We start from the raw sequence: 26,937 nt of genomic DNA on the forward strand, positions 1-26,937 counted from the left end.
CGCTTCAAGCGAAACAGTCGGGAAAGCCTCTGCTTTACTCGCAGCCAACTGTGCGACCGCCTCTTCTTTTTCAGCCTTGGCCTGCAGCATCGCCGGAACCTGATCCCAATCGGGTGCTGCAATGTCACAAGATTTGCCAAGCCACGAAGGAACGTCCGAGGATGGGTTTGCGCTTCCTCCCCCAATCATCGCAGCAAGCACAACCTGCCAGCGATTGAGTTCCGACTGATATTGAAACTGTGTCGCCATCGCCGCTTCTACACGCGCATCGGCCTGAACCTTGTCGGACATGGTGCTTGCACCCTTGTCCGTTCGCTCATTCACCAGACCCGCAATGCGCTTAACACCCTCGACCTGCTCCTGTGCCAGAGCCGAAAGCTTTCGATAGCGCTGGACCTCGACAACCGCACTGGCAGTGTCCCTTGACAGATTATCAACGGCAAGCAGCATACGGGCCTGATTGATTTCCTTGCCAGCACGCTCGGTATCAACCGCGCTCGAAACCTTGCCAAAATCATAAAGCAATTGAGAAGCGGCAACATTGAACTGTGGGCGCCAGCCTTCGCGATTATTGCTCTGATAGCCCGAATTCACACCGGCATTGAGCTTGGGGTAATAACCGGCCTGCGCCGCCCTGATCCGTTCGTCGGCCTGATAAATACGGTCTGAAGCTTCATTGATGGTTGGATGCCAGCCGACAGCGCGACGGACCGCGGTTTCCATTGTAAGGGAACCACGGTCCGACACCTTGGGAGTGCTGGCGCTTGTCACGTTTGCCCTGTCAACAGCAGGTACGGGGGCTGAACCCGCCATTGACAGGGGCCGTGAGGCCTCGGTGTTTTTTGACTGCGTCAGCGTCTTCTCGCCCAAAGCAAGATTGTTTGCAGACATCTGGCACGCAGCCAAAAGGCATGAAGTAAACGTTATGGTCGCGAAACGTCTTAAAACCAGAATTTTTCGCATTTATTATCCATTATAACCGGCAATAAGGCCGGTGATCTGTCATCTGAACCTCCGCCGCCAAAGAACTCAGCGGCGAAGGGTGGAAGCTGATAGATCAGACAGTATGTGTCGTATGAAGATCGTCCTCCTGCGTGAGCGGATCTGGCACCAGATGTCCGAGCGGATCATCCACTGAGGCCGTTTCCTCGACTGGAGACGTACCCAGACCCGTGTCAGATGTCTGTGTGGCACTGTCATCGCTGGACGGCTGGTCATTGCTTGACGGCAATGTCACTTCACCACTGCCATCATCGAGCAATATGCCCTCTGTCAGGCTATGCTGAGCTGGGGTTTCGCCAGCATCTGCATCCGAGTCTCCGTTCTCATTTACAATTGGTGCAAGTTCGTGCATCGGAATTACATCGGCGTCAGATGCAGACAACTCAAAGGCAATGTTTACGGGATTACCGAAATTCTCTTCACCTTGGAGCGTTCCGTTGATAGCAACGGTAAGGCTCGCTTCTTCAAGCCGACCATCTACCTCAACCTGATAGTAGAATGTGTCTGTCGACGTTCCGAACGTTGCCCGGTCATCAGGTGTATAGGTATAAGTCCCATCGGAATTGATCAGCAGTGATCCGAACGACCCTGTCACTGTAAGAGATCCTCCGGTCAGAACTTCGGTGAAATCGATACCATCAGTCGATATCGACAAAGAACTCGGTTCGACATTCAGAAGATCATTTTCAAACAAATCGCCGTTTGCACTGTAGACCTGACTTTGGACGAACTCATCCAGATGATTGATCTCAGATTCAACGCCAACCGTAACACTCCCAGCAACAGACACCACGCTGAAGTTTAGTGCCGTACGCACGCGATAGTCGCCTTCAGGAATACCCGAGACCAATATTTCACCATTGCCCCCGATGCCTAACAAGCTTAACAGCTGGGAAGTATTGTAAGTCGCGTAAGGTACCCAATTGTTTCCTCCAGTGTTTACGTCAATGAAAACAGTAACGCCACTGCCAAGCGCAAGCAGGCTGCCGGTGTTGATACTCAGAGTGACGTCTTGTGTCGTGTTGGCGTCAACTTCGAAACTTTGACCTATTAGTGAGCCGGTTGGTAAGACAGGTACACCCGCGAGCACCGCGGTCCAGGAATAACTCAGAGCATTGGGAATATCGATACCGTCCGTGACGAGATAGTCGTATTCGATACCGGCTTGCGCTGTATCTGCTGCCAATCTCGCACCGTCGATCTCGACGGAAAGATTCGCTTCCGCTGTATTGATGCCATCCGAAATCGTGTAGGTGAACGTGTCTGTCTGCCCAACCGACTCCGGAGTTCCGTTTGGTGTATAGGTATAGCTACCGTCCGACTGGAGAATCAAGGTTCCATAAAGGCCTTGAATGGTTGCCCCATCTGGGCCTATCTCGACAATATCTCCTTCACTGTTGACGACCTGTGTCACTTGCGTTCCTGGCACAACACTGTCTTGGCCAGCTTCACCCTCAACGCCACCGTCTGGATCAATGACATTACCACTAATAGGGGCGTTTCCATTCGCGAAAGTATGTTCGGTTAGGATAGCTGTGACAGACGTATCCTGAAGGAGCGTCAACGTGTTGCTAAGCAATGCGTCCGCGACCGCGCCCAAAACTTGATCCAGAGCAGAAGTAAGTCCCAGATTTGCTAAGGCCGTCGAAAGAACTTCAACGAGCTGTCCCGCGCCTAGAGCATCGACGGTGCCCAAAGTAACTTCCAATACGCCTCTGACCGCCACTCCCAGAACCGGACCAAGCGCGTCTTCCACGGCATCCAATACCAGCGCCTGATTTTCCTCGCCCAGAACAACGCCACCCTGTCCAAGTTCTTCCAGCGATACTCCATTACCGTCAGCGTCCAGCAAGGTACCAAGAGCACTTTCACCTTTTCGAACTACGACTGTGTAATTACCTGGCGCAAGTCCAGTGAAGTTGGCCGTGAGCGTGTTGTCGCTGGTTAGTCCAAGGATGGTTATGCCGGCAATATCTCCAATCAGTGGATCATTCCCAGTTGTAGCAACCGCCACAAGATTGCCGTTCGCGTCATAAAGTTCGATATTGAATGCGTCTGCGACCGCAATCAGAGCTGTCTGTGTGACAGTTATTGAAAGATCGCCAGTCGAACCTGCGGCGACAGTCACAGGTATACCATTGGTCGGCGTGCCAGTATCCAACAATCCGAGCACTTCGAGGCTTTCGTCGCTTATCGGAGGCTGGGTAGTTGATGTCCGGCTTCCCAGATTCGCTGTTGCGTCATCGTCAGCCGCAGCAATATCGATAACCGATATTGCTCCAAGAGAAGCGTTCTCGCTAACATTGTCTGCAGTGTCATACTGCCTAACAAGCACCTGACCGTCCTCGTAGTCTCCTGCAGAGACCTGGAAATTGTTGCCTACTCCGTTCTGCCAGGTCTCGCCTCCATCCGTTGAGAACTCCCATCTTCCGCCGTCTTCGAGCCCATCAATGGAAACAGTTCCATCACTGGTTATTCCATCGCCCGAAATTCCCGTATCGTTGACGAGTTCGACGGCGAGCGGTTCCGGAGCAAGCGTGTCCGGAAGTACTGCTGGGGTGCCTGTGGATTCGTTGTCAGCACCATCTGTCAGCGTGACAGAGACTTCCTGGCCATTGCTTGGTTCCAGCACAAACGTCGCCGTACCCTCATCGGAGAGAGGAACGGTGCCTATAACTCCACCTTCTTTATTGTAAACTGTAGCAGTGCTGTTCGGCTCACCGGTAATGGTGAGCGTGCGACCGTCCTCACCGACAGTAACGCCAGGCGCGTCAGGGGCATCTGCATCCGCGTCTGCATCTGCATCCGCGTCTGCGTCTGCATCGGCGTCCGCGTCCGCATCCGCGTCTGCATCAGCGTCTGCATCTGCATCTGCATCTGAATCGGCGTCCGCATCGGCGTCTGCATCTGCATCAGCATCGGCGTCCGAATCTGCATCGGCATCATTGTCATCTCGAGAGCTTCCGCCTCCTGAACCGGCCGCTATGGCAGCGCCGATCGCACCCAAACCTGCCAGCCCGAGCAGGACCGGACCGAAGTCCCCACCACCTCCAGCAAGCTGATCCGCCGTTTGAATCTCGGAGAAATCAAAATCGGCCAGACCATCACTATGGTTCCCAGCCCAGAGTTTTCCATCATCATCCTGCAGAACAAGATCGTTATCTTCGCCATTCTGATAATGAATGTAGAAATGTACAATTCGAATTGTTTCGCCATTGTGCAGCCGAATAAGTAAATCGTCGCCAACGCGCTGATATTCAGCGATAGCATTAGGATTCAACGAGATTTTTACGATGCTGGGACCTGAAAGGGTAATCTCATTACCGCTGACGCTGCGAGAGCTCCCGCTCGCCTTATTCGTAACGATTGCAACCATGGCTCTTTCCTCAATCCGAAACTGAGCTTCGAGGGTCCGTGTCCATAGCTTTCAGGCTATTCTGAAATAAGTGCGATCTGACGAATTATGAAATTACATGGATATCGGTCAATTAAACACACGAGCCTGATCAGCTCATGACAAAATAGTCGCCAGCCACCACTTCACCACAATAGTTACTGAAACCACCCCTCAAAGACTATTTATACCCATTCGCAGAATTCCTGCGGGATTGAACCAAGTCTATGCAATTCGCAACAATTCTTGACTGATCCTGACAGAAGAGCAAATAAAATTGGCTTTTTCTATCATCTCAAAGCGCTACTAGGCACAAGAATCAAATCTGCTCCAAAGCCGCCAAACATAAGTCTCTTTCATCTTTTTAATGTCGGATCTGGCGCACGGCTCTTACAACCAATAAAGATATTTTTGGAAGTACTGTATTCAGTGTTAGATGACAGAGTGAGATGGTCAGTTTATTCGGCATTTATTCACACGGCCGAATTGCAGTGGTTTACTGTCATGTCGTAATTTTTTGGACATAATTGATCAATGCAAAATTTTCACTCATATTTATACTCGAGGTATGTTGCTTGAGATATACTTTTTCTTCGGTTTCTTGAACTTATGAAGGGTCATGGGGCGTGTGACCCCGCGGGAACTGACCGAAACGGTCCGATTGCGCTTTGAAAACGAGACACTCGTTGATCAGCTCAAAAGTGAACGGGACAGAGTGGCAGCTGCCGATCGCGCAAAGACGCGCTTCCTAGCAGCTGCTAGTCACGATCTCCGGCAGCCGGTACATGCACTTGGCCTCTTCAATTCCACCTTGGCAGCACTCGCAGGCAGAGGAAATGTCAACGGCGCCGACGCTGCTAATATTGCTGGAAAGATCAGAAACGTCGTCGCCAATCTAAGCTATCTGCTCAACGCATTGCTCGATGTTTTACGCCTCGACGCCCAGATTGTGACGCCCAATCGCGAATCCATCTCGATTGGCGAATTACAGGATAATCTTCACAGCGAATGTGCGGGCCTTGCCGAAAGCAAAGGTCTTCGATTGAGAATGGTCCGATGTGACCTTCATACAGACAGCGACCCCATGATGCTGCGGCAGACAATAGCCAATCTGATCGCCAACGCCATTCGCTACACGACAAGCGGAGGCATACTCTTTGGCTGTCGTCTCAGAGACAGTAATATCGAAATTCAGGTCTATCACACCGGGCTCGGTATCGCCGAAAACCAGCACGAAACAGTGTTTGAAGAATTCGTGCAGCTGCATATTCCTGAACGTGACCGCGACAAAGGACTGGGACTCGGCCTGTGTCGATTGTGAAACGCACAGCAGAGCTGCTCGGTCATCCAATCCGGCTTTGCTCGCAACCCGGCAAAGGATCGATGTTTTCAATCGTCGTACCGCTTGTCGTTGACCAGCGCCAACCGAAGAAGCCTGCCAGAAGCCCGCTTCAGACGGGTGGAAACATTTTCATTATTGATGACGAAAGCACCGTTCTTGATGCACTCACGGGGCTTGTCGACGTTTGGGGGTACCGAGCCTATGCGGGGCGCAACGCTGACGAAACATATGCCGCTTGGCAGGCTGATAAAACAGCGAAACCTTCTCAAGCAGACCTTGTCATCGTAGATTACCGCCTCGAGGGCGGCATGATAGGAACACAGGCCGCACGCAGATTGTTCGATCAGTTTGGATACGAGCTGCCAGTGACCATCCTCACCGGCGATACATCGCCTGAATGGCTGCGTGAAGCCTCCGCGAGCGGTTATATGCTGCTTATAAGCCGATTGATCCCGCCGAATTGCTGCAGGCTATCCAGAAGCCGGTATAAAACAGCGTTCTTTCAACCTTTAATCCGTGAGACTGCTCTATCGTACGAAAAATAATCAGAGCCTGGCTTGAAACCGCAAAATCGTTTCCTAAGTGATAGCCAGTGGACCGGGCCCCTCTGGCGGTTTTTCCAAACCGTGATGTCGGCCACTTCGAGCAAGCTCGAGGTCAGCCCGGTAAACCCCAGCCGACCTTGTTAGATTTGAACAGAGGTTGGATATGGAAATCTTTACTTCACTCTTTATGGGAACACCGGTCTGGATGTGGCTGGTGTTTATCGGCATCGTTCTGGCTTTGCTGGTGCTCGATCTTGGCGTCTTCAACAAGGAGGACCATGAGATCGAAATCGGCGAAAGCCTGAAAATGTCGGCTTTCTACATCACACTCGGACTGGCCTTTTCCAGCTTTGTCTGGTGGCAGATGAGCAGCGAGGCCACGGCGCAATATCTCACCGCATTCGTGGTCGAGAAAACGCTGGCTCTCGACAATATCTTCGTTATCGCGCTGATATTCAGCTTCTTCGCAATCCCGCGCAAATATCAGCACCGCGTCCTTTTCTGGGGTATTCTCGGTGTTATCGTGTTGCGCGGCATCATGATCGGCCTCGGCGCCACAATCGTCGCAAACTACCACTGGGTTCTGTATCTCTTTGCGGTCTTCCTCATCATCACCGGCATCAAGATGCTGTTTTCGGGTGAAGATGATGAACCGGATATGAGCCGAAACCCGCTGCTGCGCTTTGCCCGTAAGCACATGCGTGTCACGGATGAACTGCACGGCAATGCCTTCTTCGTACGGTTGAAAGACAGTGCAACCGGCAAGATGGTACGCTTCGCAACGCCACTATTCCTGGCGCTCATCATGATCGAAGTGGCGGATCTGATCTTCGCTGTAGACTCCGTTCCGGCAGTCTTCACGATCACCACCGATCCCTTCATCGTTTACACATCGAATATCTTCGCAATTCTTGGCCTGAGAGCGCTGTTCTTTGCCCTGTCAGCCATCCTGCATCGCTTCGCCTATCTTAAATATGCACTGTCGATCCTGCTGATCTTCATCGGCTCCAAGATGTTCATTGCGGATCTGATGGGCTGGGAAAAATTCCCACCGTCCTGGTCGCTCGGCATTACGTTTGCGATCCTTGGTGCAGGCATTGTCATATCGCTTGTAAAAACCAAAGACGCAGAAAAGTCTGTCAGCCATCATCAGTCATAAGACTGCCAAACAAACATATCAGCCCGGCGCCTCTGGTCCGGGCTGATTTCAAGATCAGTAAATGATCTCCACCCCTGCTCTTTCCAGCGCTGCATAAACCGCACTGGGTGGTGGCTGATCCGTGATAACCAGATCAATGCCCGATGTTGGCAGGATCGAAAACTTGTCCGATCTTTGCAGCGCCGTATGGCTCGCCAGCACGACGAATTTTCTTGTCTGGCGGCGCACCACTTGCGCGAGCTGAAGATGCCTGTCTGACGGCCCAAGTAATCCACGCTGCACATCAAAGCCGCTTGCCCCCATGAAGGCGATATCGAAAACACGACGCGAGATGATTTCCATCGCCTCAAAACCGAAGGAAGCACGGGAATGTTTGTCGAATTGCCCGCCGCAAAGCGTAAGATCAGTCTGTCCGCCCATCGACAAGACGATCATGATGTCGACCATCAGCGATGTGGCGATGATCGGTGGTTCGTGACGCGCCTCCCAAGCGGTGGCCAAGGCGGTTGAACCGCCGCTGAAAAATACCGACATACCCGGTTTAAGCAGTCCGTGGGCAAGCCGGGCAATTCGCTCCTTGGCTTCACGATCGGCGCCGATACGCAAGTCGATATGCGGCAGCCCCTTTGCCGTGACGGCACGCGCGCCGCCATGAACGCGCATCGCTTGCCCCCTCTCCTCCAACGAAGCGAGGTCTCGTCTGATGGTTTCTTCTGAAACCGAGAATATACCCGCCAGTTCCGTGCAGGTGGTGTCGCCCTGTCTGATGAGACGATCACGGATTCGATCCTGCCGATCCGAGGGCCGAAGAGGTCTTTGTGCCATTTTGAGGTCATGCCATTGTTACGTCGCGGCAGACCTAACGAACTTACCTCACAGGAATACGACAAAATCTCACCAAAACGGTCATTAAACGGGCAAATAGCGCAAGAGCCGGTCGAAACTCACAATTCGCATGTCATTCACGCCCGATAGTTTGTGCCCAAATCGGACACAGGAGTGACGGACATGGTTGAACTTTCAAGGCGCAGTTTTCTGACAGCCTCCGCTGCATTGGCAGCCACAAGCACCTTTGGTATTTCTTCGGCTTTTTCCGCCGACGCCAAAATTGAAATCTCCAGCATCTGGGGACCGGACAAGCCATTTCAGAAAGTCGTAGACGCTTTCAACGCACTGAAGACCGGCGTCACCGTCACCAACCGCTTCGATGGCGATTATGAAACAGCGACTGCCAAGGCACTTGCCGGTATCGCTGCAGGCAAGCCGCCAGCAATCATGGTAACGGGCTGGAAGTTCGGCTATTTCGCACGCCGCACCCTTGGTGCCCGTGATCTCAACGAAATCGATTCAACCAAGGCAAAGGCCATCATTGCGAATTTTGTTCCTTCGCTGATGCCGCTGGTCACCATCGACGATGCCGTGATTGGCCTGCCATGGGCAATGTCCACGCCAATCACCTTCATCAACAGCGCTCTTTGGGCGGAAGCCGGTCTTGATCCAAACCTTCCGGAATATCCGGATACAGATTGGCTCTATAAGGCTGCACGCACGCTTGATGAAAAGCTCAAGGGCAAACATGCCACCTACCGGTCAGCACTGGCTCTTTCCAACAATGAATGGACCAGCCAGTCCTTCATTCAGAATGCCGGTGGCTACATCATCGATCCCGAAGGTAAGCTTGCGCTTAACAGCGATGAGGCTGCAAAGGGTATGGAACTTTTCTGCCAGCCAGCCCATCAGGGGCTCTGGACTCCCGTCAGCGGCAAAGAGCAGGATGCCGCTTTTGAAGCTGGCGCGCTTGCGATCTGCACCACAAGTTCGACACGCGCTGCCAGCTTCCCGTTTGGTAATGCCAAGGCAATCACCGCTCGCTTCCCCGGCATTCCGGGCCATGCCCGTAACATGAACAGCGGCGGAAACTTCCTCGCTGTCTATGCAAAGAATGACGAACAGGCCAAGGCTTCGCTTGCGTTCCTTGAATTCTGCGCCTCGCCTGAGGGTCAGAAGATCTGGTCGGAAGTTGGCTATCTCAACACATCCGTTCACGATATTCCGCTGATTAACGACTTCATGAAACCTGCTGCGGGTCAGCTTACCGATGGTTTGACTGCCGAAACCATCTGGCCGGGCAAGCGCGGTCTTGAAGGCCAGAACATCTGGCGCAAATGGGTATCACGCATGTTGCTGAAAGAAACGGATATCAAATCCGGCCTCAAATCGGCTCATGACGAACTTGCAACCGTGCTGGTGGATGCCTGACGCGAAATGTCGAAACCTCTGTTTGCAAAGCTGGCTCCGTGGATTTTCGCGGGGCCAGCCGTCCTTTCCGTCATTGTTTTCCTTTATGGCCCGATCATCGCCTCGGCGGTTCTGTCGGTTGTTGACTGGAACCTGCTTTCAACCGATGTCAGCTTTGTTGGGCTCGACAATTACAAAAGCTTGTTTGCCGACGCCGATTTCCGGCTCGCAGCCTGGAACACGGTGCTTTACTGCATCATTCTCGTTCCGGCGCAGATTATTCTACCGCTGATTATCGCTGTGATGATCCATGCGGTGCAGGGCTCCAAGCTCGAACGCATCTATCGCGGCGCTTTCTTCCTGCCGACCATCCTCGCCTATTCTGTTGCAGGCGTTGCCTGGTCGTGGCTGCTTAATCCGGTCAACGGGCTTTTCAACGAAGTTCTCGTCTGGTTCGGATTGCCGACATCCATGTGGCATCTCGATCCGGATCTCGCACTCTTATCTGTATCGGTCGTCACGTTCTGGAAAAGCTTCGGCCTCAACATGCTGTTGTGGATTGCAGCGCTTGCCAATGTTCCGCAGTCTTTGCGCGAAGCGTCGCGACTGGATGGTGCTGGCGCATGGCGGCGCTTTTTCACCATCGAACTGCCGCTGATTACACCGACCGCTTTTTTCATTTCGGTCACAACCGTATTTTCGGTGCTTGACGATATTGTCGGCGTTGTTGACGTTCTGACGGGTGGCGGACCAGCGGGCAGAAGCTCCAATCTGCTTTATTTCCTCTGGCAGCAGGGCCTACAGTTCTTCCAGTTTGGCAGAGCAAGTGCAGTGGCCATGATCATCATCGTGGCAGTCCTTCTCATCACCTGGGCGCAGTTCCGCTTCGGCGAAAAGCGGGTGCATTATCAATGACTGCAAATTCTCTCAGCGCCACGCTCCAGCGTGGTACACTTCATATTCTTCTCATTGTGCTGTCGCTCATCACGCTGTTTCCACTGTTGTGGATGGTGACATCTGCATTCACACCAAACGAACTGATTGCGCAGAAGGCGCTGCGGTTCTGGCCCGAGCAGATCACCTTATCGAACTTCCAGCTTGCAGCGGATCGTTATCCGATCTGGTGGTGGCTGTTTAACTCCGTGGTGACATCGGCTGCCATTACACTAGGCAAACTCATCATCAGCCTGCCTGCGGGCTATGCTTTTGCCCGAATGAAATTTCGCGGCAAACAGTTCCTGTTCTGGGTGGTGATTGCCACCATGTCCTTTCCGACGGTTCTCGCGATCATTCCCACCTATATCGCGGTGGTGAAGATACAGGCCTTCGATACCTATTGGGCCATGATCATCCCTTCGATCCCCTATATCGGCTTTTACGTCTTCTATTTCAGGCAGTCGTTCCGCTCGCTTCCCGACGAAATGTTTGAAGCAGCACGCATTGATGGTTGCGGTATCTGGAAACAGTTCAAGGATGTGGCCATACCCAACGTGCTGCCAGCCATTGCAGCCCTTTCCGTGATTTCTTTCATGGGCGCGTGGAACATCTACCTTTGGGGGCAACTCGTCCTCGAAGACACCGGCCGAAAGACACTCACCACGGGCATTGCCATGTTTGCTGATGTGGACGGCGCTGAAACCCCATGGGGACCACTGATGGCGACCAGCCTTCTCTCCGTATTACCCGTACTCGGCATGTTTCTTCTGGCGCAACGTTACATCGTTGAAGCATTCTCTGCCGGCACAGGAGAGAAATAATGGCGCGTGTTCTGGTAATCGCACATCTCAACCATGATCGGATCTGGGAGCTGGACGGGCCACTCAAATCCGGCTCCCGCGTTTCGTGGGGAAAGCGTGAGACAAGGCTCGGTGGCGGTGGGTATTTCACCGGCTCACCATTTCTGGCGCTGGGGCATGAGGTGGCGCTGGTCAGCTCGCTTGGCAATGATGCGCTTGGTGATACAGCCCGCTCTGAGCTCTCAGAACTCGGCTTCGACATGCAGCATGTTTACAAGCGAGATAGCGGCACTCACATCACCGATATTCTGCTTGAGCCTTCAGGCGAACGCACGATTTTAACACCGAGCCAGGGACCGATGCGATTGTTCCGGCTTGATGGCGATGTCAAAGCAGATGCTGCCTATATCAATTGCTTCAACCCAGATGCGACGATCCTTAAAGCGCTCGATTCAATAGGTTTGGTGGCGTCTCAGTTTCCCTTATCTGAGACCTCCGTGCCGCGACCAGCGGATATCATGATCGGCTCAAAAGGCGATTTTCCGGAGTTGGATGACAATGCGCTCTGGCGCAAAGCACAGCATTTCTGCGGTTCCCGCCTGAAGCATCTCGTGATGACCGACGGTGCGCGCGCCATCACCATTCATGATGGCGAGCAAATAAGGAATGTCACCCCCATGAAACGCGCTGTCGTCAAAAACACGATCGGCGCGGGCGACCATTTCAGCGCCAATCTCGTATCCGCGCTGCTTGCGGGAGCAGCGATTGAAGATGCCGCGCGCAATGCCAGCAAAGCAACCGCCGATTGGCTGGAACAGCGGGATCAGGAAAAGTATTAAGCGCTTTGGTCCTGTGTTGAAATCTCAAATTTGAAGATGCAAAGCGCATGACATTTCGCTTTGCGGAAATGGAGAAAAATGGCCGGTATCATCATGAAGGACCTCAAGAAGGTCTATGCTGGTGGAGTGGAAGCCGTGAAAGGCGTATCCATCGATATCCGTGCAGGTGAATTTATCGTTCTGGTGGGTCCGTCAGGCTGCGGAAAATCAACGCTGCTGCGTATGGTTGCTGGTCTTGAAGAGATTTCAGGTGGTGAAGTCAGCATTGGCGGACGCATCGTCAACGAGGTTGAACCTGCTGATCGTGACATCGCAATGGTGTTCCAGAACTATGCGCTCTATCCACATATGAGCGTCTATAATAATATGGCCTATGGCCTGCGCAACCGCAAAACACCCAAGGTCGAAATCGAAACACGCGTGGCGGAAGCCGCCCGTATGCTGGAGATCGAACCGTTTCTTGATCGCAAACCGAAAGCATTGTCGGGCGGTCAGCGCCAGCGCGTTGCCATGGGGCGCGCAATCGTGCGCAAGCCTTCCGTCTTCCTTTTTGACGAACCACTATCCAATCTCGATGCCAAATTACGCGTCACCATGCGTGGTGAAATCAAGCGACTGCAAAGGCGGCTGGGCACAACCTCGCTCTATGTAACGCATGACCAGCTCGAAGCCATGACCCTCGCGCATCGTCTTGTCGTGTTGAACAAGGGCAGTATCGAGCAGATCGGAACCCCGCTTGAGGTTTATCACAATCCGGCCTCGACTTTTGTCGCGAGCTTTATCGGCTCACCAGCCATGAACCTCCTCAATGCCCGGCTCGACGGCAACCGTCTGATGATCAATGAAGCTGTTCTGCAACTTTCAGGCAGTCTTCCCTCATCCAGTCCGCTCACAGTGGGGATCAGACCGGAGGATCTCGTTCTGGCGCAGAACGGTGTGAATGCACTTAGTTTCACACTCGATCATGTCGAAGAACTCGGCGCCCAACGCCTCGTTCATGGTATGGTTGGCGAGCAGCGGATAACCGCAGCCTTTCCGCCTCACATCCCGATCAGCGCTCATATGCAATTGACGGCAGCCACCGATAAGCTGCATTTTTTCAGCGCAGACACCGGCAAGCGGCTGATTACAGCCGCAAGTCCGGTTGTTTCGCAGAAAACATCAGGCCTGTCGCTCGTCTGAGGTCAGATGTGCAAACAGGCTCCTTGCCAGAGGCGTTAACGTCGTTTCATCTCGCACACAGACTGCCAGCTGGCGTGTAGCCCAACTGTCGGAGAGCTTGATGATCGCTATCGAAGAAGATCGCCGGAAACGCCGCGCCGCCGTTTCCGGTATGACGGCAACGCCCACGCCTTCGCCCGCCATCCGGCAGATACCCTCAAAGGTCCGCAACCTGATACGCGTTTTAAGCCGCAGGCCGATTTTCAGAGCCTGTGCATCGATGTGATCCTGTAATGCGCCTGTACCGAGCGCGATAAAGTGCTGGTCGAGCAATTCGTCGAGCCGGACGCTGTTGCGTAGGGCAAGCGGATGATCCCGCGCGCTGATCAGCACCAGTCGATCAATGGCAAAGGGTTGCAGATGCAATCCGCTGGTATCGACGGCATCGGACAGAATACCGATTTCAGCAAAACCTCCGGCGATACTTCTGGCAATTTGAATGCTCTGGCGCTCTTTCAGGTCGATATCGGCCTGAGGGTTGCGTGCGAGCCAGGGAGAAAGCCGCGCCGGAAGAAACTCCGTCATCGCAGCAGTATTGGCCAGAACGCGGATTGTCCCGCGCAGGCCTTTTGCATATTCGCCAAGTTCGCCCCGCATCTGCGCGATCTGATGCAGGATCGCGCGCGCATGATGGACCAGCGCATCGCCAGCTTCGGTCGTCGTGATGCCGCGTCGTCCACGTTCAAGCAACATCACTTCGCTGAGCGTTTCCATATCACGCAGCCTCTCACTGGCCGCCGCCAGCGAAAGGCCAACATCGGCGGCACCATGGGTGATACTGCCGGCATCTACCACAGCGAGAAACAAGCGAAGATCAGTCAGGTCAAAGCGCATAAGGCAAGACTATCGCATAATTAGGCTTCGGACCAGCCGAAGCCATGTTGCGGAACTTCCACATTGTTCCAGTGCCTGAGATGGTCCATGCAAAGCCATGTTTGATTTATCAACGACACTGATATTGACGATTGCAGCCACGTTCTTTGCTGCCGGTATTGTCAAAGGCATCACCGGCATGGGCTTGCCGACACTGGCGATGGGCGTGCTGGGCAGCCTGATCTCACCACTTGCAGCGGCAAGCCTGCTGCTGGTGCCGTCTTTCACGACCAATGTCTGGCAGATGATTGCCGGACCAAATTCGGTCGCGCTGGTCAAACGGTTATGGCCGATGATGCTGGCAATGATTGTCGGCACAATGCTTGGTGTTTCCTGGCTGACGAAGGGTGATACCACTATCACGACCGGTACACTGGGTGCCTGTCTCAGCCTGTATGCAGCCTTCACACTGCTGGCACATCCCTTCAAGGTCCCTCAGAAGCTTGAGACCTGGTTGTCACCGGTCGTAGGCGCGATCACAGGCTTTATTGCCGGAGCGACCGGCGTGTTTGTGATTCCGGCAGTACCGTATCTGCAAGCACTTGGACTTGAAAAAGACGAACTCGTTCAAGCGCTCGGCCTGTCCTTCACCATATCGACAATCGCTTTGGCTTTAGGGCTCGGGGTTCAAGGAGCGCTGGTTTTTGATCAACTCGCAATCTCCACTATGGCGATTGTTCCGGCACTCGCTGGAATGTGGGCCGGACAAGTTATTCGCAGGAAAATCAGTCCCGTCATGTTCAGACGCGGCTTTCTGATCTGTCTGCTGCTGCTTGGTTTGGAAATGTTGCTGCGACCACTTTTTTAGATCATGAACGCAAAGCAGATGCCGGGCTCATGCGCAGCGTCATCAACGCCGGAACCAGCGAAACTACCGCTGCAACAGCAATAAAGCCAATAGCAAGCCAGACATCGCTCATCGCAAATTCCACCGGCATCCTGACTGCTGTTGTTGCGGTGAGCCATGATGTGATGGCCCGCGCTGCCGCATAGCCGATTGCCAGCCCAAGAAAGATTCCAAGCAGCAGCAGGAAAAACAACTCGCCCCAGACAATCGCCACGATGGAGCGAACCGGCGCACCAAGCGCCCGCAGCGCACCGATCTGACGTTTTCGCGCGCCTATATGCATGACCGCAACCAACAACAAGGCGAAGACCACAATCACCTGCGTACCAATGGCGATACCAAGCAGCAGGCTGCGGGCATCTCCCAACGTTGAATAGAGCCTTGTGAGAACCTCTGCCGGGAAGATCGCCAATGTGCGATCAGAACGATATTCCTGCCGCAGCCGATAGGCATCCGCAATGGTCTTTGGTTTTACAAGAATAGCCGGAACACCGGGGCTATCGGCATCGAAAGTCTCGTCAAGCGGCGCATTGACGTCGATTTCGTGATCATGGTCATGTGGCTTTTCATTGATCAGCACACCAAATCCGTTACCCGGCTTTTCAGCATGGTCGTCATGCTCGTGTTCTTCATGAGCTTCCATGCCATGCAGCTGCCAGACAGTGCGAATGGGAACCAGAATGGACCGATCCCATGCAGTGCCGGTCGGGGCCATTTTGCCAGCTACATGATAGCTGACCTCGGTATGTGCATGTCCGCCGGTCTCAGCCGTACCATGCATTGGATTGACTTTAGCCCCGACAGCTAGATCGACTGCCGAACCGATAATTGCCTCGCCCAGACGTGCGAACATCGTGCCTTCGGCAAGCTGCGGTGACAGGGCGGAAACAAGCTCGGTTGTCGTGCCGACAATGGGAAAGCCCATCGCGCTATCGCCAAAGCCTATGGGTGCTGCGAAGGCCACGCGCTTGTCATTGGCAAGTTTGCCCAGCATCGCACCCGACATCAGCGGCAGAGGCGACGGCTGCAAAAAAACCGACGAAAGTGTGAGCTGCGTGTCACTTCCTGCAGCACCGATCACAAGGTCAAGCTTGTCAGATGCCCGCGCCGTCCCAAGCCGCACAGCCCGTTCCTGTAAGGTTACGACCGAACTTAATGCAACTGACAAAGCCAGCAGAACGATGATGGCGACGGCACCACTCCAGAAACGGCGCAGATCGGCAAGAATGAATGCGATCATGACAATTCCATCTCCGCGCTGTCGCTTGCAATCCTTCCGCCTTCAAGGCGAATGCGGCGCTGCAGATATTGCATCAGCTGCGGATCATGCGTGACGACAACCAATGTCGCCTTTTCTTCGGTCGCAAGCCGCACCAGAAGCTCGGCAACATCGGCACCGGTTTTCTGATCAAGACTTGCTGTCGGTTCATCGGCCACGATCACGCCGGGCTTAGAAAGAAGCGCACGCGCGATAGCAACGCGCTGCATCTCACCGCGCGACAGCGTTTCGATATGTTGATCGGGGCGGGTTATTCCGACTGTTTGAAGCAATTGAAGCGCGCGTGCGCGATCATCAGCCTTCACCCCAAAACTCAACTTGAGCGGCAATAGCACATTGGACAGTGCGGAAAGGCCGGGAAACAAGTGAAAATCCTGCATCACCAGACCGATGTTGCGCGCACGAAACGCATCGCGCCTGAAAGAAGACAGGCTGCTGATTGCCGTTTCGCCCCACACTACTTTGCCGGCTTTCACAGGTTCGAGACCCGTTATAGCGTTGACCAGCGTACTTTTCCCCGAGCCGGAGGCACCGGTAATTGCCAGATGACCACCTGCAACCAGACTAAACTTTTCAATGGAAAGCACAGGGAGAGCCAACCCCGGAAAGCGCACTTCCAGATCGGTAATATCGAGCGACAGGCCCGATGGCTTGGCAAGCATCATCATCAGACCGTTTTGAAAGAAGCATCACGCAGACGAAGCTGACTGACGAAGCCCGTTTCAGGGTCTGTCCATGAACCATATTCCAGCGTGCCGCGCGTCAGAATTGGCGCATTGAACTGCACGAATGTCTGTTTGGATGCCAGATAAACAACCATGATATTGTCGGGCCAATCGGAATCCGACGAGCAGAATGGGCAGATCGACATCGGAATTTCGGTCAGAACAAAGAAATTGGCTTCAGCCTTGAGTGGCGGTGCCATGAACCCGCTGATTGCCACCTCCTTGCCGGAAGCATTTTTGACCTGATCGGAAAACTCCAGACCCAGCACGCCAAAACTTTTATACAGATTGTCAAAGCCAAGCTGCTCTGCGGCTTGTGCCCTGTTTGCAATGCACATCAAAGGCGCAGTTGCCAATGCACCAAGCATGAGTTGCCTGCGATTGAAATGCAGTCCTGTGCGCATCTTGCCCTCCTGAAGAGAAGTGGACAGGCAGAAAACCCGCCTGCCCTTGATCAAACGAAGATTACTCAGACTTTGCCTTGCCGAGCGCAAACGTGTCAGCAAGCACACGGTAAACATCGCTCTGTTCCATATAGCCGCGCAGACCCTCGGAACCTGGACCCGTTGCCTGAAGAACAACGTCATCGACCGCGTGAACGCCGGTGTCATCTTCCTTAGGGATGTTGCCCTGAACGAAGACTGCGCCCGGAACATCCTTGTAAGCCTCATTGGCTACATATTCGCCCTTCTCGTTCTTAACGGCTGGCACGAAGGCGCCATCCATTTTTGGACGGAAGGTTTCGTAATGATCCGGGCCGTTATTGGCGGCGAGGAACAGACGACGCGAAACATCGATGCGATCCGGATAACCGTCGCCATTGGTGTCTTCGTAATTCGGGAAACCGGCGGCATCGTAAGTGCCAACCTTTTCGCGCATTTCATCGCCCGGCTTTTCATCATCGACTGTACCAATGATGGCAACGCCATGGGTATGATCGCCGGTGACGATAATCATCGTGTCCGGGTTCTTTTCGGCAAATTCGCGGGCAACGCCAACGGCCTTGTCGAACTCGATGGTTTCGACCAGCGCGCGATCCCAATCAAGCGGATGGCTCATCTTATCAACCGATGCGCCTTCAACCATCAGGAAGAAGCCTTCCGGATTCTTGGAGAGCTTTTCGAGTGCGGTCTTGGTCATTTCCACCAGACCTGGCTGGTTCGGGAACTTGTCAACCGTGCCTTTCTTGAGGAACTCACGATCAAGCGTCACATCGAGGTTGCCGGTATGGAAAAGACCGAGCAGCTTGTCCTGATTGGACTCACCCGATGCAGCAAGCTCGTCCTTGCTTGTGACCAGCGCATATCCGGCATCCTTGAACAGCTGGATATAATCCTTGTCGTCCTTGCGCTTGGAACCCGGAACGTCCTTGGCGAGGAAGTAAGCAGAACCGCCACCAAGAATAACGTCAGGCTTCACGTCATACATCATGCCGACAATATCAGCCTTGTCGGAACGCTTGCGCGTATGTGCGACCAGCGCGGCTGGTGTCGCGTCCTGAAGTTCGGATGTCGAAACAATGCCGATGGACTTCTTGGTTTCACGACGCATTGCTTCTGCAATGGTTTCAACCTTCGGGTCGTCCTGGCTGTCAGGTGTACGATCGGCATAAACGCCAAGTGCATTCACGCGTGACTTATGACCCGTCATATAAGCCGACATGGTGTTGGCACTGTCGGTCGCAATCGAATGGGTCGACGACGTGCCGATGAAAGCAACAGGTGGAATATCATCCATGTTGAGGCGGCCATTGGCCTTACCCTCAGTCATGCCCTTCGACATGATGCGCGCGCCGGTGCGGTGCGCAACCGAAAGACCGTCAGCGATCAGGAAGATGATGTTCTTGGCTTTGGCTTCATTGCCGGTCGCATAGACATCCCAATTGACAGACTTGGTTTCGTCGCCAGCAGAAACTTCAACCTTGTAATCGCCAGCCTTGCCGATTTTCAGGCCGCGCAGAATAAGAGCAGAGCCCAGAACCTTATCTTCTGCGCCCTTTTCTTCAGCGGTAAACTCGGCTTTGCTGCCAAATACAGCTTCATAGTCCTGTCCATTGACGGTGACTTTCACGTCCTCTGGCTTAACGACCTTATCGAACTCAACCTTGAAATCGAATGGCGAATTGACAAGGATTGTCGCCCGGTCAATCGGATAGACGGTTGCAGCACCAGCCGCAGTCGTCAGCATGGTTGCTGAGGCGAGAGCAAGAAGCAGTTTGCGCATATCAGAAATCCCCACTGTGTAATGCGTGTGAGGGTCAGATAAGAAAGCTAGATGACACTGGTATAACAGTTTGCCGATTAATTGGTAAAACTTGCTTTGCCGGCTATTGAGAGGGCAACTCCCCTTTTGAACAAATAGTTTGCGGCTCACAAGAATAACTTATTCGATCCATCTCATTGTTTATAAATAATAATTTTCCAAAAAATCTGGTATTCATGCAGGTGTAAAAAACTTGAGCTAATTGTCTGCGGATCAATCAGACAGGTGACATATGATACGCAAAACGCTCTCGATCATTCCATTGACCGCACTTATGCTCAGCACAGCCCTGCCTGTCTTTGCGCAAGACAAAGTGCCCGCTTTGGTCGGCGAGTTTGTTCTGCCTATCGGCCTGAAACTCAATGGCATTGAGTTTGGCGGCATTTCCGGCCTTGATTACGATCCGGCCCAAAATGTCTATTATGCGATTTCCGATGACCGTTCAGAAAAGGCACCTGCCCGTTTCTACAAGCTTAAACTTGATATCGACGCATCCGGCATTCACGGGCTGGATATTCTGGAAACCAACACCCTGCTTGATGCCGAAGGAAAGCTTTTTGCAATCAAGGATGTCGATGCGGAAAGCATTCGCTTCAACCCTGAAAGCCAGACGCTTTACTGGTCCAGCGAAGGCGACCGCAAAGGCAAGCCTTCTGGTCGTGAAATGAAGCTCGATGGAAGCTTTGTTCGTGAATTCAAACTGCCGGAAGCCTATTTGCCAGATGAGAATAAAACGCGTGGCACGCGAAACAACCTGGCTTTTGAAAGTCTCGCCATCACAGCCGACGGCAAGACGCTGCTTGCAGGCACTGAAAATGCTCTGGCTCAGGATGGTGAGATTGCCAGGTTTGATAAAGGCAGCAAGTCGCGCATCATCTCCTTCGATATCGCAACGGGCGAAGCAACCGCCGAGCATGTCTATGAAACTGATCCGGTTTTCGCAAAGGCAACGCTGCCACCTTTCTGGAACGACAATGGATTAAGCGAGTTCATGACGGATGGGCCGAATCTTCTCACTGTGGAGCGAAGCTACGCTCACGGTGTGGGCAACCGGATCAGCATTTATCGCGCATCCTTCGAAGGTGCGACTGATGTGAACGGCAAATCATCGCTTGAGGGGATCGCAGCCACACCGATGAAGAAAGAACTCTTGCTGCGTCTTGATGAGGGAACGTTCGGCCTCGATATCGACAATATCGAATCCATCACATGGGGTCCGGAAATTGATGGTGCGAAAACGCTGGTGATCGCGTCCGACAATAATTTCAATGCCGACCAGTTTACCCAGTTCGTCGTCATCAAGCTTCCATAGCAGCTGTCATCAAACCTTAATCGTGATGATAATCACCCGTCACAGGGCCCCTTTAAGGACCATTGCGTTTGTTTTCGCAATTTAGGGGGTCCCTTATGCGCCTTGGTTATCTTCTCGCTTCCATTGCCACGATTGCTATGACGTCTCCGGCCATGGCTGAAGAGACATTCACCGCTAAACTGGCAGGTCACGCCTATCTGCCAGCTCTGACGCTGATAACACCGCCTGCCGATGCACCCCGCGACGCCTGGGTTTCCGGCAAGTTCACCGGCAAGGCACGCAATGACAAGCCAATGAGCGTCATGGGCGATGTCGGCAAGGCCTATGGCAGCCACACCACCGGCATCTCGCTTCCCTTCATCGGCCAGCCGGTACAGGGCATGTCAGGTTTCGCGATGAACCGCGCAGCCGATGGCAGCATTTTCACACTGACCGACAACGGTTTTGGCACCAAGGCCAACAGCCCGGATGCACTGCTGTTCTTCCACCGCATGAAGCCTGATTTTGAAACCGGCAAGGTTGAGCGCGTGGAATCGGTATTTATGCGCGATCCCGACAAGAAAGTGCCGTTCCGCATCGCTTATGAAGGCACCGATGGCCGTTACCTGACGGGTGCGGATTTTGACCCGGAAAGCATTCAGTATCTCAATGACGAGATCTGGATTGGTGATGAGTTTGGCCCTTACATCATTCGCGCTGGTCTCGATGGTCGCGTGAAAGCCGTCTATCCAACCATGCTCGATGGTAAGCAGCTGACAGGACCGGATACACCGGGCATCGTCGTGCCAGCCGTTGCCGGCAAGGATTATCGCGTTCAGCGTTCGGGCGGTTATGAAGGCATGGCATTGCAGCCAAAGACCAACCAGCTCTGGGCCATGCTTGAAAAGCCGCTTTTTGACGACAGCGGCAAGCCGGAAGGCGATTTCCTGCGCGTCATCACTTTCGACACCGGCAAGGGCGAATGGACCGGTAATAGCTACCGTTTCCGTTTGGCTGAAGGCGCAACCGCTATCGGCGATTTCAACTTTATCGACGACACCCGTGCGCTGGTCATCGAGCGTGACAATGGCGAAGGCGATCCAAGCCTTGAATGCAAGACCGACGATCTTTCGGCCTGCTACCCGCTGCCAGCCAAGGTCAAGAACATCGTTCTCGTCGATACATCGAAGATCGACGCAGACGGCTACATCCATCGTATCGGTCATATCAATCTGATGGACATTCAGGACCCTGACAACAAGGCAATCCTGAAGACCGCAGCAGCACGCGACCTCAAGGGCAAGTTTACCTTCCCGTTCTTCACCATTGAAGACGTGATGCGCGTTGACGATACGCATATCCTGATCGCCAATGACAATAACCTGCCATTCTCGGGCGGTCGCCAGATCGGCGAAGCTGCCAATAACGAGTTTATCCTGCTCGAAGTCGCAGATTTCCTAAACGCCAAGTAAGTCTCGTTCTGAATCACTGGCGGGCACTGCATATTGCAGTGCCCGCTTGCGCATTCTGCAAAATAAAGACATTGCTCAGCTCCATAGTCGGCAGACAGCGAAGAGCAGAGAAGCAGAATGACCGTTAGAGAGATCGTCAAATTTCCGGATGCAGCTTTGCGTGCAGCAGCAGCACCTGTCACCGTCTTTGATAATGATCTGCGTCTTCTCGCACAGGATCTGCTCGACACGCTGCGCGCAGCACCCGGCATCGGCATCACAGCTCCGCATATCGGCGTTCTGACGCGTGTTGTGGTGCTTGAGCTTTCCGGCCCCGGCAGCGCCAAGACCTATATCAATCCTGAAATCACCTGGGCTTCCGATGAGAAAATCCGTCATCAGGAAGGGAGCGTCTCCATACCAGGAGTGGTGGACGATGTTGAAAGACATGCCCGCATTCATCTGCATTATCAGGATATCGATGGCAAGGAGCTGACTGAAGAATCCGATGGCCTGCTCTCTGTGTGCCATCAACACGAGATTGACCAGCTCGACGGCATTTTCTGGCTTCAGCGCCTTTCAAAACTCAAGCGCGATCGCCTTATCAAGCGCTATCAAAAGCTTTTAAAGTAAAAACGAAAATCAGCAATTCAGCGAAAGTTTTCGCAGTCGTCTGGCCGGAATAGATGCAGTTCCCCAATCTGAAACGCTGATCCGGAACACGAGAGCGTGTTGCGGTTGATTGTATCCGCTGCGCTCGCTCTATCTCTTTGTTCTTGTGCATGTCGTTATCGGTTCGTAGCGAGATTAAGAAATCAGTCCAGTGGACTGATTTCTCCGCGCAGGCGGTTCCCATTTTTCAGCGAGCCTGTTGCTCGCGCCGATATCTCAGGCAGCCTTAGCCACCTGGCTGGCAGTTCATATTGGTGAATGCTGTGAGCTCGTTCTTGTTCTCACTGAAGCCGAAAGCTTTGACGGTGAGCTTGCCAATCATCGTATCGTTGCACAGCATGATTGAGGTCGGCTTTTTACCTGCAAGCGTCATATCGCAAATACCACCGAAGCTTTCATTTCCGTTATCGTTCTGCGTTCCGATTAAGAGATCGCATTTCAGCTTTGCGGCAATACCCAGCTGGGTCAGATCTTTCGCAAATTCATCGCTGCGTTCTGATATCTCTTTTGCATCAGTGATATCGCGCACATTTATTGTTTCGGCAGCCACTGGCGCAGTCAAGAAAATCAAACCGGCAGTCATTAAGCTCGCCAATCGGAAATACATGTTTTCGTCTCCTAAGCTGTAATCAGAACTGAATTCGCAGAACAGTTTATCAATACAATCACTTTGCCCGCGTCCAGCCCCTATATGAATTATGGTGAACCCATCGGGCAAGGTTATATCTCATCAGCACTTACCCAAGCTTGCGGTAAGCAGGAAGCCACCAGCTGTTGCAAAGGACAAGATACGGTTTTTCGTTCCGTTACGCCTACGAAACGGAACATTTGACCAGCGCTCTATCTGTTTGAAAAAGATGGCACTATGTCGATTTAATAAACCTAAAGGAGACTATTGTTTAGCGACTCTGATGGTCGCGGTAGAGGTCTTTTTCCTCTTCCGGATGAGTGATGGAGTATCTGAATCAGCACGTCCTCACTGTTAGGCACTATAGGGCGATTTAGTTAAGAATGTCTACGTCTAACCGCAGAAAAGCGCTCAATCCCGATTTCAACCGCTTAATCATCAGGCAGCCGTTTCACGACTGACTACCTCTGCCTTAAGCCTTCCCGATCCGCCCGGCAGAAATAGAGCCGCACCGTAATGTTTGCCGAGCACACAAAACGTTTGCTTTCCATATAATGTCTCAAGATCAAGTCTGTCCCACTCCTAACCGTCGGCAAGGCACAGCACTCGCTTTTAAAGCTGAGCTTTCAGAAGCGATTGCAGATCTGAGAGACAGCTGATCTCGGCGCAGCTTGAGAGCGGAACCAGTCGTTCAAGAAACTCTGAAACGCGCAACGTCCATATCTTATCAAATCAAATGATGTCTGTCGGCCAGCTTTGTGAATCTACCCCGCTCTCCGACACGCGAGCGACCAGCGCACCGGATCAGCCAATATGAGGTTTTACTGCCAGGGAGATAGAAGACCGATTCTCCCACAAGTATTGTTACTCTCTTCAGCAATCTTGCTTGAATGCGAGAGGGAATCTCATAATTTCAGACCACAAGCCTGAATAGACTGCCGTCTATTATCCTTAATTCTCTTTATATTCAGGCAGATAGGATGTTTTCGATTCGTCTGGACTATGATTCAGGACAGGCAAACCTGGGGCGCTAACCATTTGTTAATATACGCCCCTTGCAGCAAAATAAGAATCGGACATAATGACGGTATTTAGACGGTATTAGTTCCAGTGCCGTCACTAGGGATCCCAAGTCTATGAATATCGCAAATAAAGCAGAGCAAGTGTCGTTCGACGACATGATATTGACGCAAGGGCGAGAGATCTCGCGCAAGCTCAATCTGCTGCGTCATGAAAACTTCCCGCCAGATGCGCGCAAGAACTTGCGTCAGTTTTCCATGGCCGAAGCTGCTTACTTCCTTGGTGTATCTCCGAGCAATCTCAAGAAGCTTCATCTGGAAGGCAAGGGCGTTGAGCCGATCATCCTTTCGGGTGGACGTCGCGCTTATACAATCGAACAGCTGCAGGAACTGCGCCAGTGGCTCGATCAGAACGGTCGTGCTGAAGTGAAGCGCTATGTTCCACATCGCCGTGGCAATGATAAATTGCAGGTTATCGGCGTTGTGAATTTCAAAGGCGGTTCCGGCAAGACGACGACTGCCGCACATTTGGCGCAGCATCTCGCCCTCACCGGCCATCGCGTGCTTGCCATCGATCTCGATCCTCAGGCGTCACTGTCAGCTCTGCACGGTATTCAGCCTGAGCTTGATGAATTTCCATCGCTCTATGAAGCTGTTCGCTATGACGAACAACGCAAGTCGATCCGCGAAATCATTCGCAAGACCAATTTCCCTGGTCTCGACATCATCCCAGCAATGCTGGAGCTGCAGGAATATGAATATGACACACCGCTTGCAATGCAGAATGGTGGCGAAGGCAAAACCTTCTGGAACCGCATTGCGGTTGCTCTTGCTGAGGTGGATGCCGATTATGATGTTGTCGTCATTGATTGCCCGCCGCAGCTTGGCTATCTGACGCTGACCGCTCTCTCGGCCGCCACATCGGTTCTCATCACGGTTCATCCGCAGATGCTCGATCTTATGTCGATGTCGCAGTTCCTGCTTATGCTGGGCGATATTCTCAAGACAGTTCGTCAGGCTGGTGGCGCAGTTCAGCTCGATTGGTTCCGCTATCTGATCACGCGCTACGAACCGACCGATGTTCCTCAGGCGCAGATGGTTGGCTTCATGCAAAGCATGTTGGCATCGCACATGCTCAAACATCAGATGCTGAAATCAACCGCCATATCGGATGCGGGTCTTACCAAGCAGACACTGTATGAAGTTGAGCGCTCTTCCATGAACCGCGGAACTTATGATCGCGCTATGGAAGCCTTGGAAGGCGTTAATTCGGAAATTCGTGGGCTTATTCATGAGGCCTGGGGTCGATAGACGGCAGTCTAATTCGGAAAATATGGAATAAAATCAGGCTTATGACTGGTTTAAGGATAAGATAATGGCACGGAAGAACATTTTTCAGAGCGTAATGCAGACCGAAGAAGCGGAAGAAAAGTCCGTTTCGCCGGTCGAAAATGTTTCGCGCCGTTTTGGTGCTGCAAAGTCTTTGTCTGCATCTATCGATGAACTTGCCAAGCAGGCTTCTCAGAAGCTCGATGGTGAAGCCATCGTTGAACTTGATCCTGCCGTTCTTGATGCATCTTTCATCGCTGATCGCCTGCCTGAAGCGGATGATCAGGAATATGCCGAGCTGCTGGAAGCTGTTCGCGAACGTGGACAGGATAGTCCTATTCTTGTGCGCCCTCACCCGGAGACCAGCGGTCGCTATATGATCGTCTTTGGCCATCGTCGTGCAAAGGTTGCTCGTGAGCTTGGCATCAAGGTCAAGGCTGTCATCAAGCCATTGGCTGATCTTGAGCATATTCTGAGCCAGGGTCAGGAAAACTCTGCGCGCGCCAATCTCAGCTTCATAGAGCGTGTTCTGTTTGCCGCTCGGCTTGAGGAACTGCAATATAGCCGCGAAGCCATTCAGGCCGCTCTTTCTATCGATTATCAAACATTGTCGAAGATGTTGACCATTCCACGCGCTATCTCAGAAGAGATGCTCGTGGCTATCGGACCAGCAAAAGGCATTGGTCGTGATCGCTGGCTTGAACTGCGCAAGCTGATTGAGATGCCTGGCAAAGCAGATGCTGCGCGTGAACTGATGGATACTGATGCATTCAAGGCAGCACAGTCGAGCACGCGCTTTGAACAGCTTTATGGTTACCTGAAAGGTTCAAACCAGAAGAAGCCGGTTACGAAGGCCGCTTCGCGTACTGGTTCGACCTGGAATGCCGCTGACAAGAGCGTCAGCGCAACCATCAAACAGAATGGCAAGACAGCAACGCTGGCGCTCGGTGCAGCCAATGGACCGCGTTTTGCCGAATGGATTTCGCGTAATCTGGATACGCTTTATGCGTCATTCAGCAACGACGAGAAGTGAGTAAGCGTACTGGGTGAGGGAACTTATCCTCGCCTGTCCTGCGTAACGTATA

Annotated in this window: 23 protein-coding genes; 14 read left to right on the top strand and 9 right to left on the bottom strand. The window is 52.9% G+C overall.

Features of this window, described 5'->3' with window-relative positions; translation table 11 throughout:
• Together CEV34_RS21675 and CEV34_RS21680 are read right to left on the bottom strand one after the other, a co-directional pair.
• Positions 1-723 (bottom strand): TolC family protein (locus CEV34_RS21675; protein WP_235819151.1); only part of this gene is annotated, 723 nt, incomplete at its 3' end.
• Positions 724-1,057: 334 nt separating this feature from the next.
• Complete coding sequence (locus tag CEV34_RS21680; RefSeq protein ID WP_143853474.1) at positions 1,058-4,378, bottom strand: BapA/Bap/LapF family large adhesin; 3,321 nt, start codon at positions 4,376-4,378, stop codon at positions 1,058-1,060.
• Positions 4,379-5,015: 637 nt separating this feature from the next.
• Here CEV34_RS21680 and CEV34_RS21690 point away from each other — a divergent pair.
• The 3 genes from CEV34_RS21690 (at position 5,016) to CEV34_RS21700 (ending at position 7,442) form a co-directional block, all read left to right on the top strand.
• Positions 5,016-5,717 carry a sensor histidine kinase gene (locus tag CEV34_RS21690; RefSeq protein WP_051063953.1) on the top strand — a complete coding sequence of 234 codons (702 nt, stop codon included), beginning with the start codon at positions 5,016-5,018 and terminating at the stop codon, positions 5,715-5,717.
• Positions 5,705-6,283 (top strand): response regulator, encoded by a 579-nt coding sequence (locus CEV34_RS21695; RefSeq protein ID WP_143853476.1) that lies wholly within the window; start codon positions 5,705-5,707, stop codon positions 6,281-6,283. Before CEV34_RS21690 ends, CEV34_RS21695 begins: the two co-directional genes overlap by 13 nt.
• A gap of 163 nt (positions 6,284-6,446) precedes the next feature.
• The gene (locus CEV34_RS21700) at positions 6,447-7,442 is read left to right on the top strand and encodes a TerC family protein (RefSeq protein ID WP_039860330.1); all 996 of its coding nucleotides are present in this window, start codon (positions 6,447-6,449) and stop codon (positions 7,440-7,442) included.
• A 54-nt stretch (positions 7,443-7,496) separates the two neighbouring features.
• Here the strand turns inward: CEV34_RS21700 and CEV34_RS21705 are convergent, their stop codons facing one another.
• Positions 7,497-8,267 carry a DeoR/GlpR family DNA-binding transcription regulator gene (locus CEV34_RS21705; RefSeq protein ID WP_094544480.1) on the bottom strand — a complete coding sequence of 257 codons (771 nt, stop codon included), beginning with the start codon at positions 8,265-8,267 and terminating at the stop codon, positions 7,497-7,499.
• 183 nt (positions 8,268-8,450) lie between these two features.
• On the opposite strand from CEV34_RS21705, the gene CEV34_RS21710 reads away from it, so the two are divergent.
• The 5 genes from CEV34_RS21710 (at position 8,451) to CEV34_RS21730 (ending at position 13,437) form a co-directional block, all read left to right on the top strand.
• On the top strand, positions 8,451-9,701 hold the full coding sequence (locus CEV34_RS21710) for an extracellular solute-binding protein (RefSeq protein WP_007877510.1): 1,251 nt from the start codon (positions 8,451-8,453) through the stop codon (positions 9,699-9,701).
• Between the two features lie 6 nt (positions 9,702-9,707).
• Complete coding sequence (locus tag CEV34_RS21715; protein ID WP_007877508.1) at positions 9,708-10,595, top strand: carbohydrate ABC transporter permease; 888 nt, start codon at positions 9,708-9,710, stop codon at positions 10,593-10,595.
• Positions 10,592-11,437 carry a carbohydrate ABC transporter permease gene (locus CEV34_RS21720; RefSeq protein ID WP_007877506.1) on the top strand — a complete coding sequence of 282 codons (846 nt, stop codon included), beginning with the start codon at positions 10,592-10,594 and terminating at the stop codon, positions 11,435-11,437. Before CEV34_RS21715 ends, CEV34_RS21720 begins: the two co-directional genes overlap by 4 nt.
• The gene (locus CEV34_RS21725; RefSeq protein WP_007877503.1) at positions 11,437-12,255 is read left to right on the top strand and encodes a PfkB family carbohydrate kinase; all 819 of its coding nucleotides are present in this window, start codon (positions 11,437-11,439) and stop codon (positions 12,253-12,255) included. Before CEV34_RS21720 ends, CEV34_RS21725 begins: the two co-directional genes overlap by 1 nt.
• 78 nt (positions 12,256-12,333) lie before the next feature.
• Positions 12,334-13,437, top strand: coding sequence for a sn-glycerol-3-phosphate import ATP-binding protein UgpC (locus CEV34_RS21730; RefSeq protein ID WP_007877501.1), 1,104 nt, complete (start codon positions 12,334-12,336; stop codon positions 13,435-13,437).
• Here the strand turns inward: CEV34_RS21730 and CEV34_RS21735 are convergent.
• On the bottom strand, positions 13,417-14,310 hold the full coding sequence (locus CEV34_RS21735) for a LysR family transcriptional regulator (protein WP_007877499.1): 894 nt from the start codon (positions 14,308-14,310) through the stop codon (positions 13,417-13,419). The two genes, CEV34_RS21730 and CEV34_RS21735, sit on opposite strands and share 21 nt — an antisense overlap.
• A gap of 97 nt (positions 14,311-14,407) precedes the next feature.
• On the opposite strand from CEV34_RS21735, the gene CEV34_RS21740 reads away from it, so the two are divergent.
• Entirely contained in the window at positions 14,408-15,157 is a 750-nt protein-coding gene (locus CEV34_RS21740; protein ID WP_094544481.1) for a sulfite exporter TauE/SafE family protein, read from the top strand.
• Position 15,158: 1 nt separating this feature from the next.
• Here CEV34_RS21740 and CEV34_RS21745 read toward each other — a convergent pair whose 3' ends face one another.
• The 4 genes from CEV34_RS21745 to CEV34_RS21760 all read right to left on the bottom strand — a co-directional run bounded on the left by CEV34_RS21745 (position 15,159) and on the right by CEV34_RS21760 (position 19,423).
• Entirely contained in the window at positions 15,159-16,436 is a 1,278-nt protein-coding gene (locus tag CEV34_RS21745) for an ABC transporter permease (protein WP_094544482.1), read from the bottom strand.
• On the bottom strand, positions 16,433-17,143 hold the full coding sequence (locus CEV34_RS21750; RefSeq protein ID WP_007877491.1) for an ABC transporter ATP-binding protein: 711 nt from the start codon (positions 17,141-17,143) through the stop codon (positions 16,433-16,435). Before CEV34_RS21750 ends, CEV34_RS21745 begins: the two co-directional genes overlap by 4 nt.
• Positions 17,143-17,604, bottom strand: a complete 462-nt coding sequence (locus CEV34_RS21755; RefSeq protein WP_007877490.1) for a hypothetical protein — start codon at positions 17,602-17,604, stop codon at positions 17,143-17,145. The genes CEV34_RS21750 and CEV34_RS21755 overlap by 1 nt, the downstream gene beginning before the upstream one ends.
• Before the next feature lie 61 nt (positions 17,605-17,665).
• The gene (locus CEV34_RS21760) at positions 17,666-19,423 is read right to left on the bottom strand and encodes an alkaline phosphatase (protein ID WP_007877488.1); all 1,758 of its coding nucleotides are present in this window, start codon (positions 19,421-19,423) and stop codon (positions 17,666-17,668) included.
• Positions 19,424-19,694: 271 nt separating this feature from the next.
• Here CEV34_RS21760 and CEV34_RS21765 point away from each other — a divergent pair, with 271 nt between their 5' ends.
• From CEV34_RS21765 to CEV34_RS21775, 3 genes are all read left to right on the top strand, one after another.
• A complete protein-coding gene (locus CEV34_RS21765; RefSeq protein WP_179253616.1) occupies positions 19,695-20,774 on the top strand; it encodes an esterase-like activity of phytase family protein in 1,080 nt (359 codons plus the stop codon).
• Positions 20,775-20,869: 95 nt separating this feature from the next.
• Complete coding sequence (locus CEV34_RS21770; protein ID WP_007877483.1) at positions 20,870-22,225, top strand: esterase-like activity of phytase family protein; 1,356 nt, start codon at positions 20,870-20,872, stop codon at positions 22,223-22,225.
• A gap of 117 nt (positions 22,226-22,342) precedes the next feature.
• Positions 22,343-22,837 carry a peptide deformylase gene (locus tag CEV34_RS21775; protein WP_007877481.1) on the top strand — a complete coding sequence of 165 codons (495 nt, stop codon included), beginning with the start codon at positions 22,343-22,345 and terminating at the stop codon, positions 22,835-22,837.
• Positions 22,838-23,102: 265 nt separating this feature from the next.
• On the opposite strand, the gene CEV34_RS21780 is transcribed toward CEV34_RS21775, so the two are convergent.
• The gene (locus CEV34_RS21780) at positions 23,103-23,594 is read right to left on the bottom strand and encodes a hypothetical protein (RefSeq protein ID WP_235819152.1); all 492 of its coding nucleotides are present in this window, start codon (positions 23,592-23,594) and stop codon (positions 23,103-23,105) included.
• A gap of 1,046 nt (positions 23,595-24,640) precedes the next feature.
• Between CEV34_RS21780 and repA the strand changes: the two genes are divergently transcribed.
• Positions 24,641-25,834: a plasmid partitioning protein RepA gene (gene repA / locus CEV34_RS21785; protein ID WP_007877477.1), complete on the top strand. Its 1,194-nt coding sequence runs from the start codon at positions 24,641-24,643 to the stop codon at positions 25,832-25,834.
• Between the two features lie 64 nt (positions 25,835-25,898).
• Positions 25,899-26,885: a plasmid partitioning protein RepB gene (gene repB / locus CEV34_RS21790; RefSeq protein ID WP_007877475.1), complete on the top strand. Its 987-nt coding sequence runs from the start codon at positions 25,899-25,901 to the stop codon at positions 26,883-26,885.
• Positions 26,886-26,937: the final 52 nt, after the last annotated feature.

Source organism: Brucella pseudogrignonensis, from assembly GCF_002252525.1.
Lineage (GTDB): Bacteria > Pseudomonadota > Alphaproteobacteria > Rhizobiales > Rhizobiaceae > Brucella > Brucella pseudogrignonensis.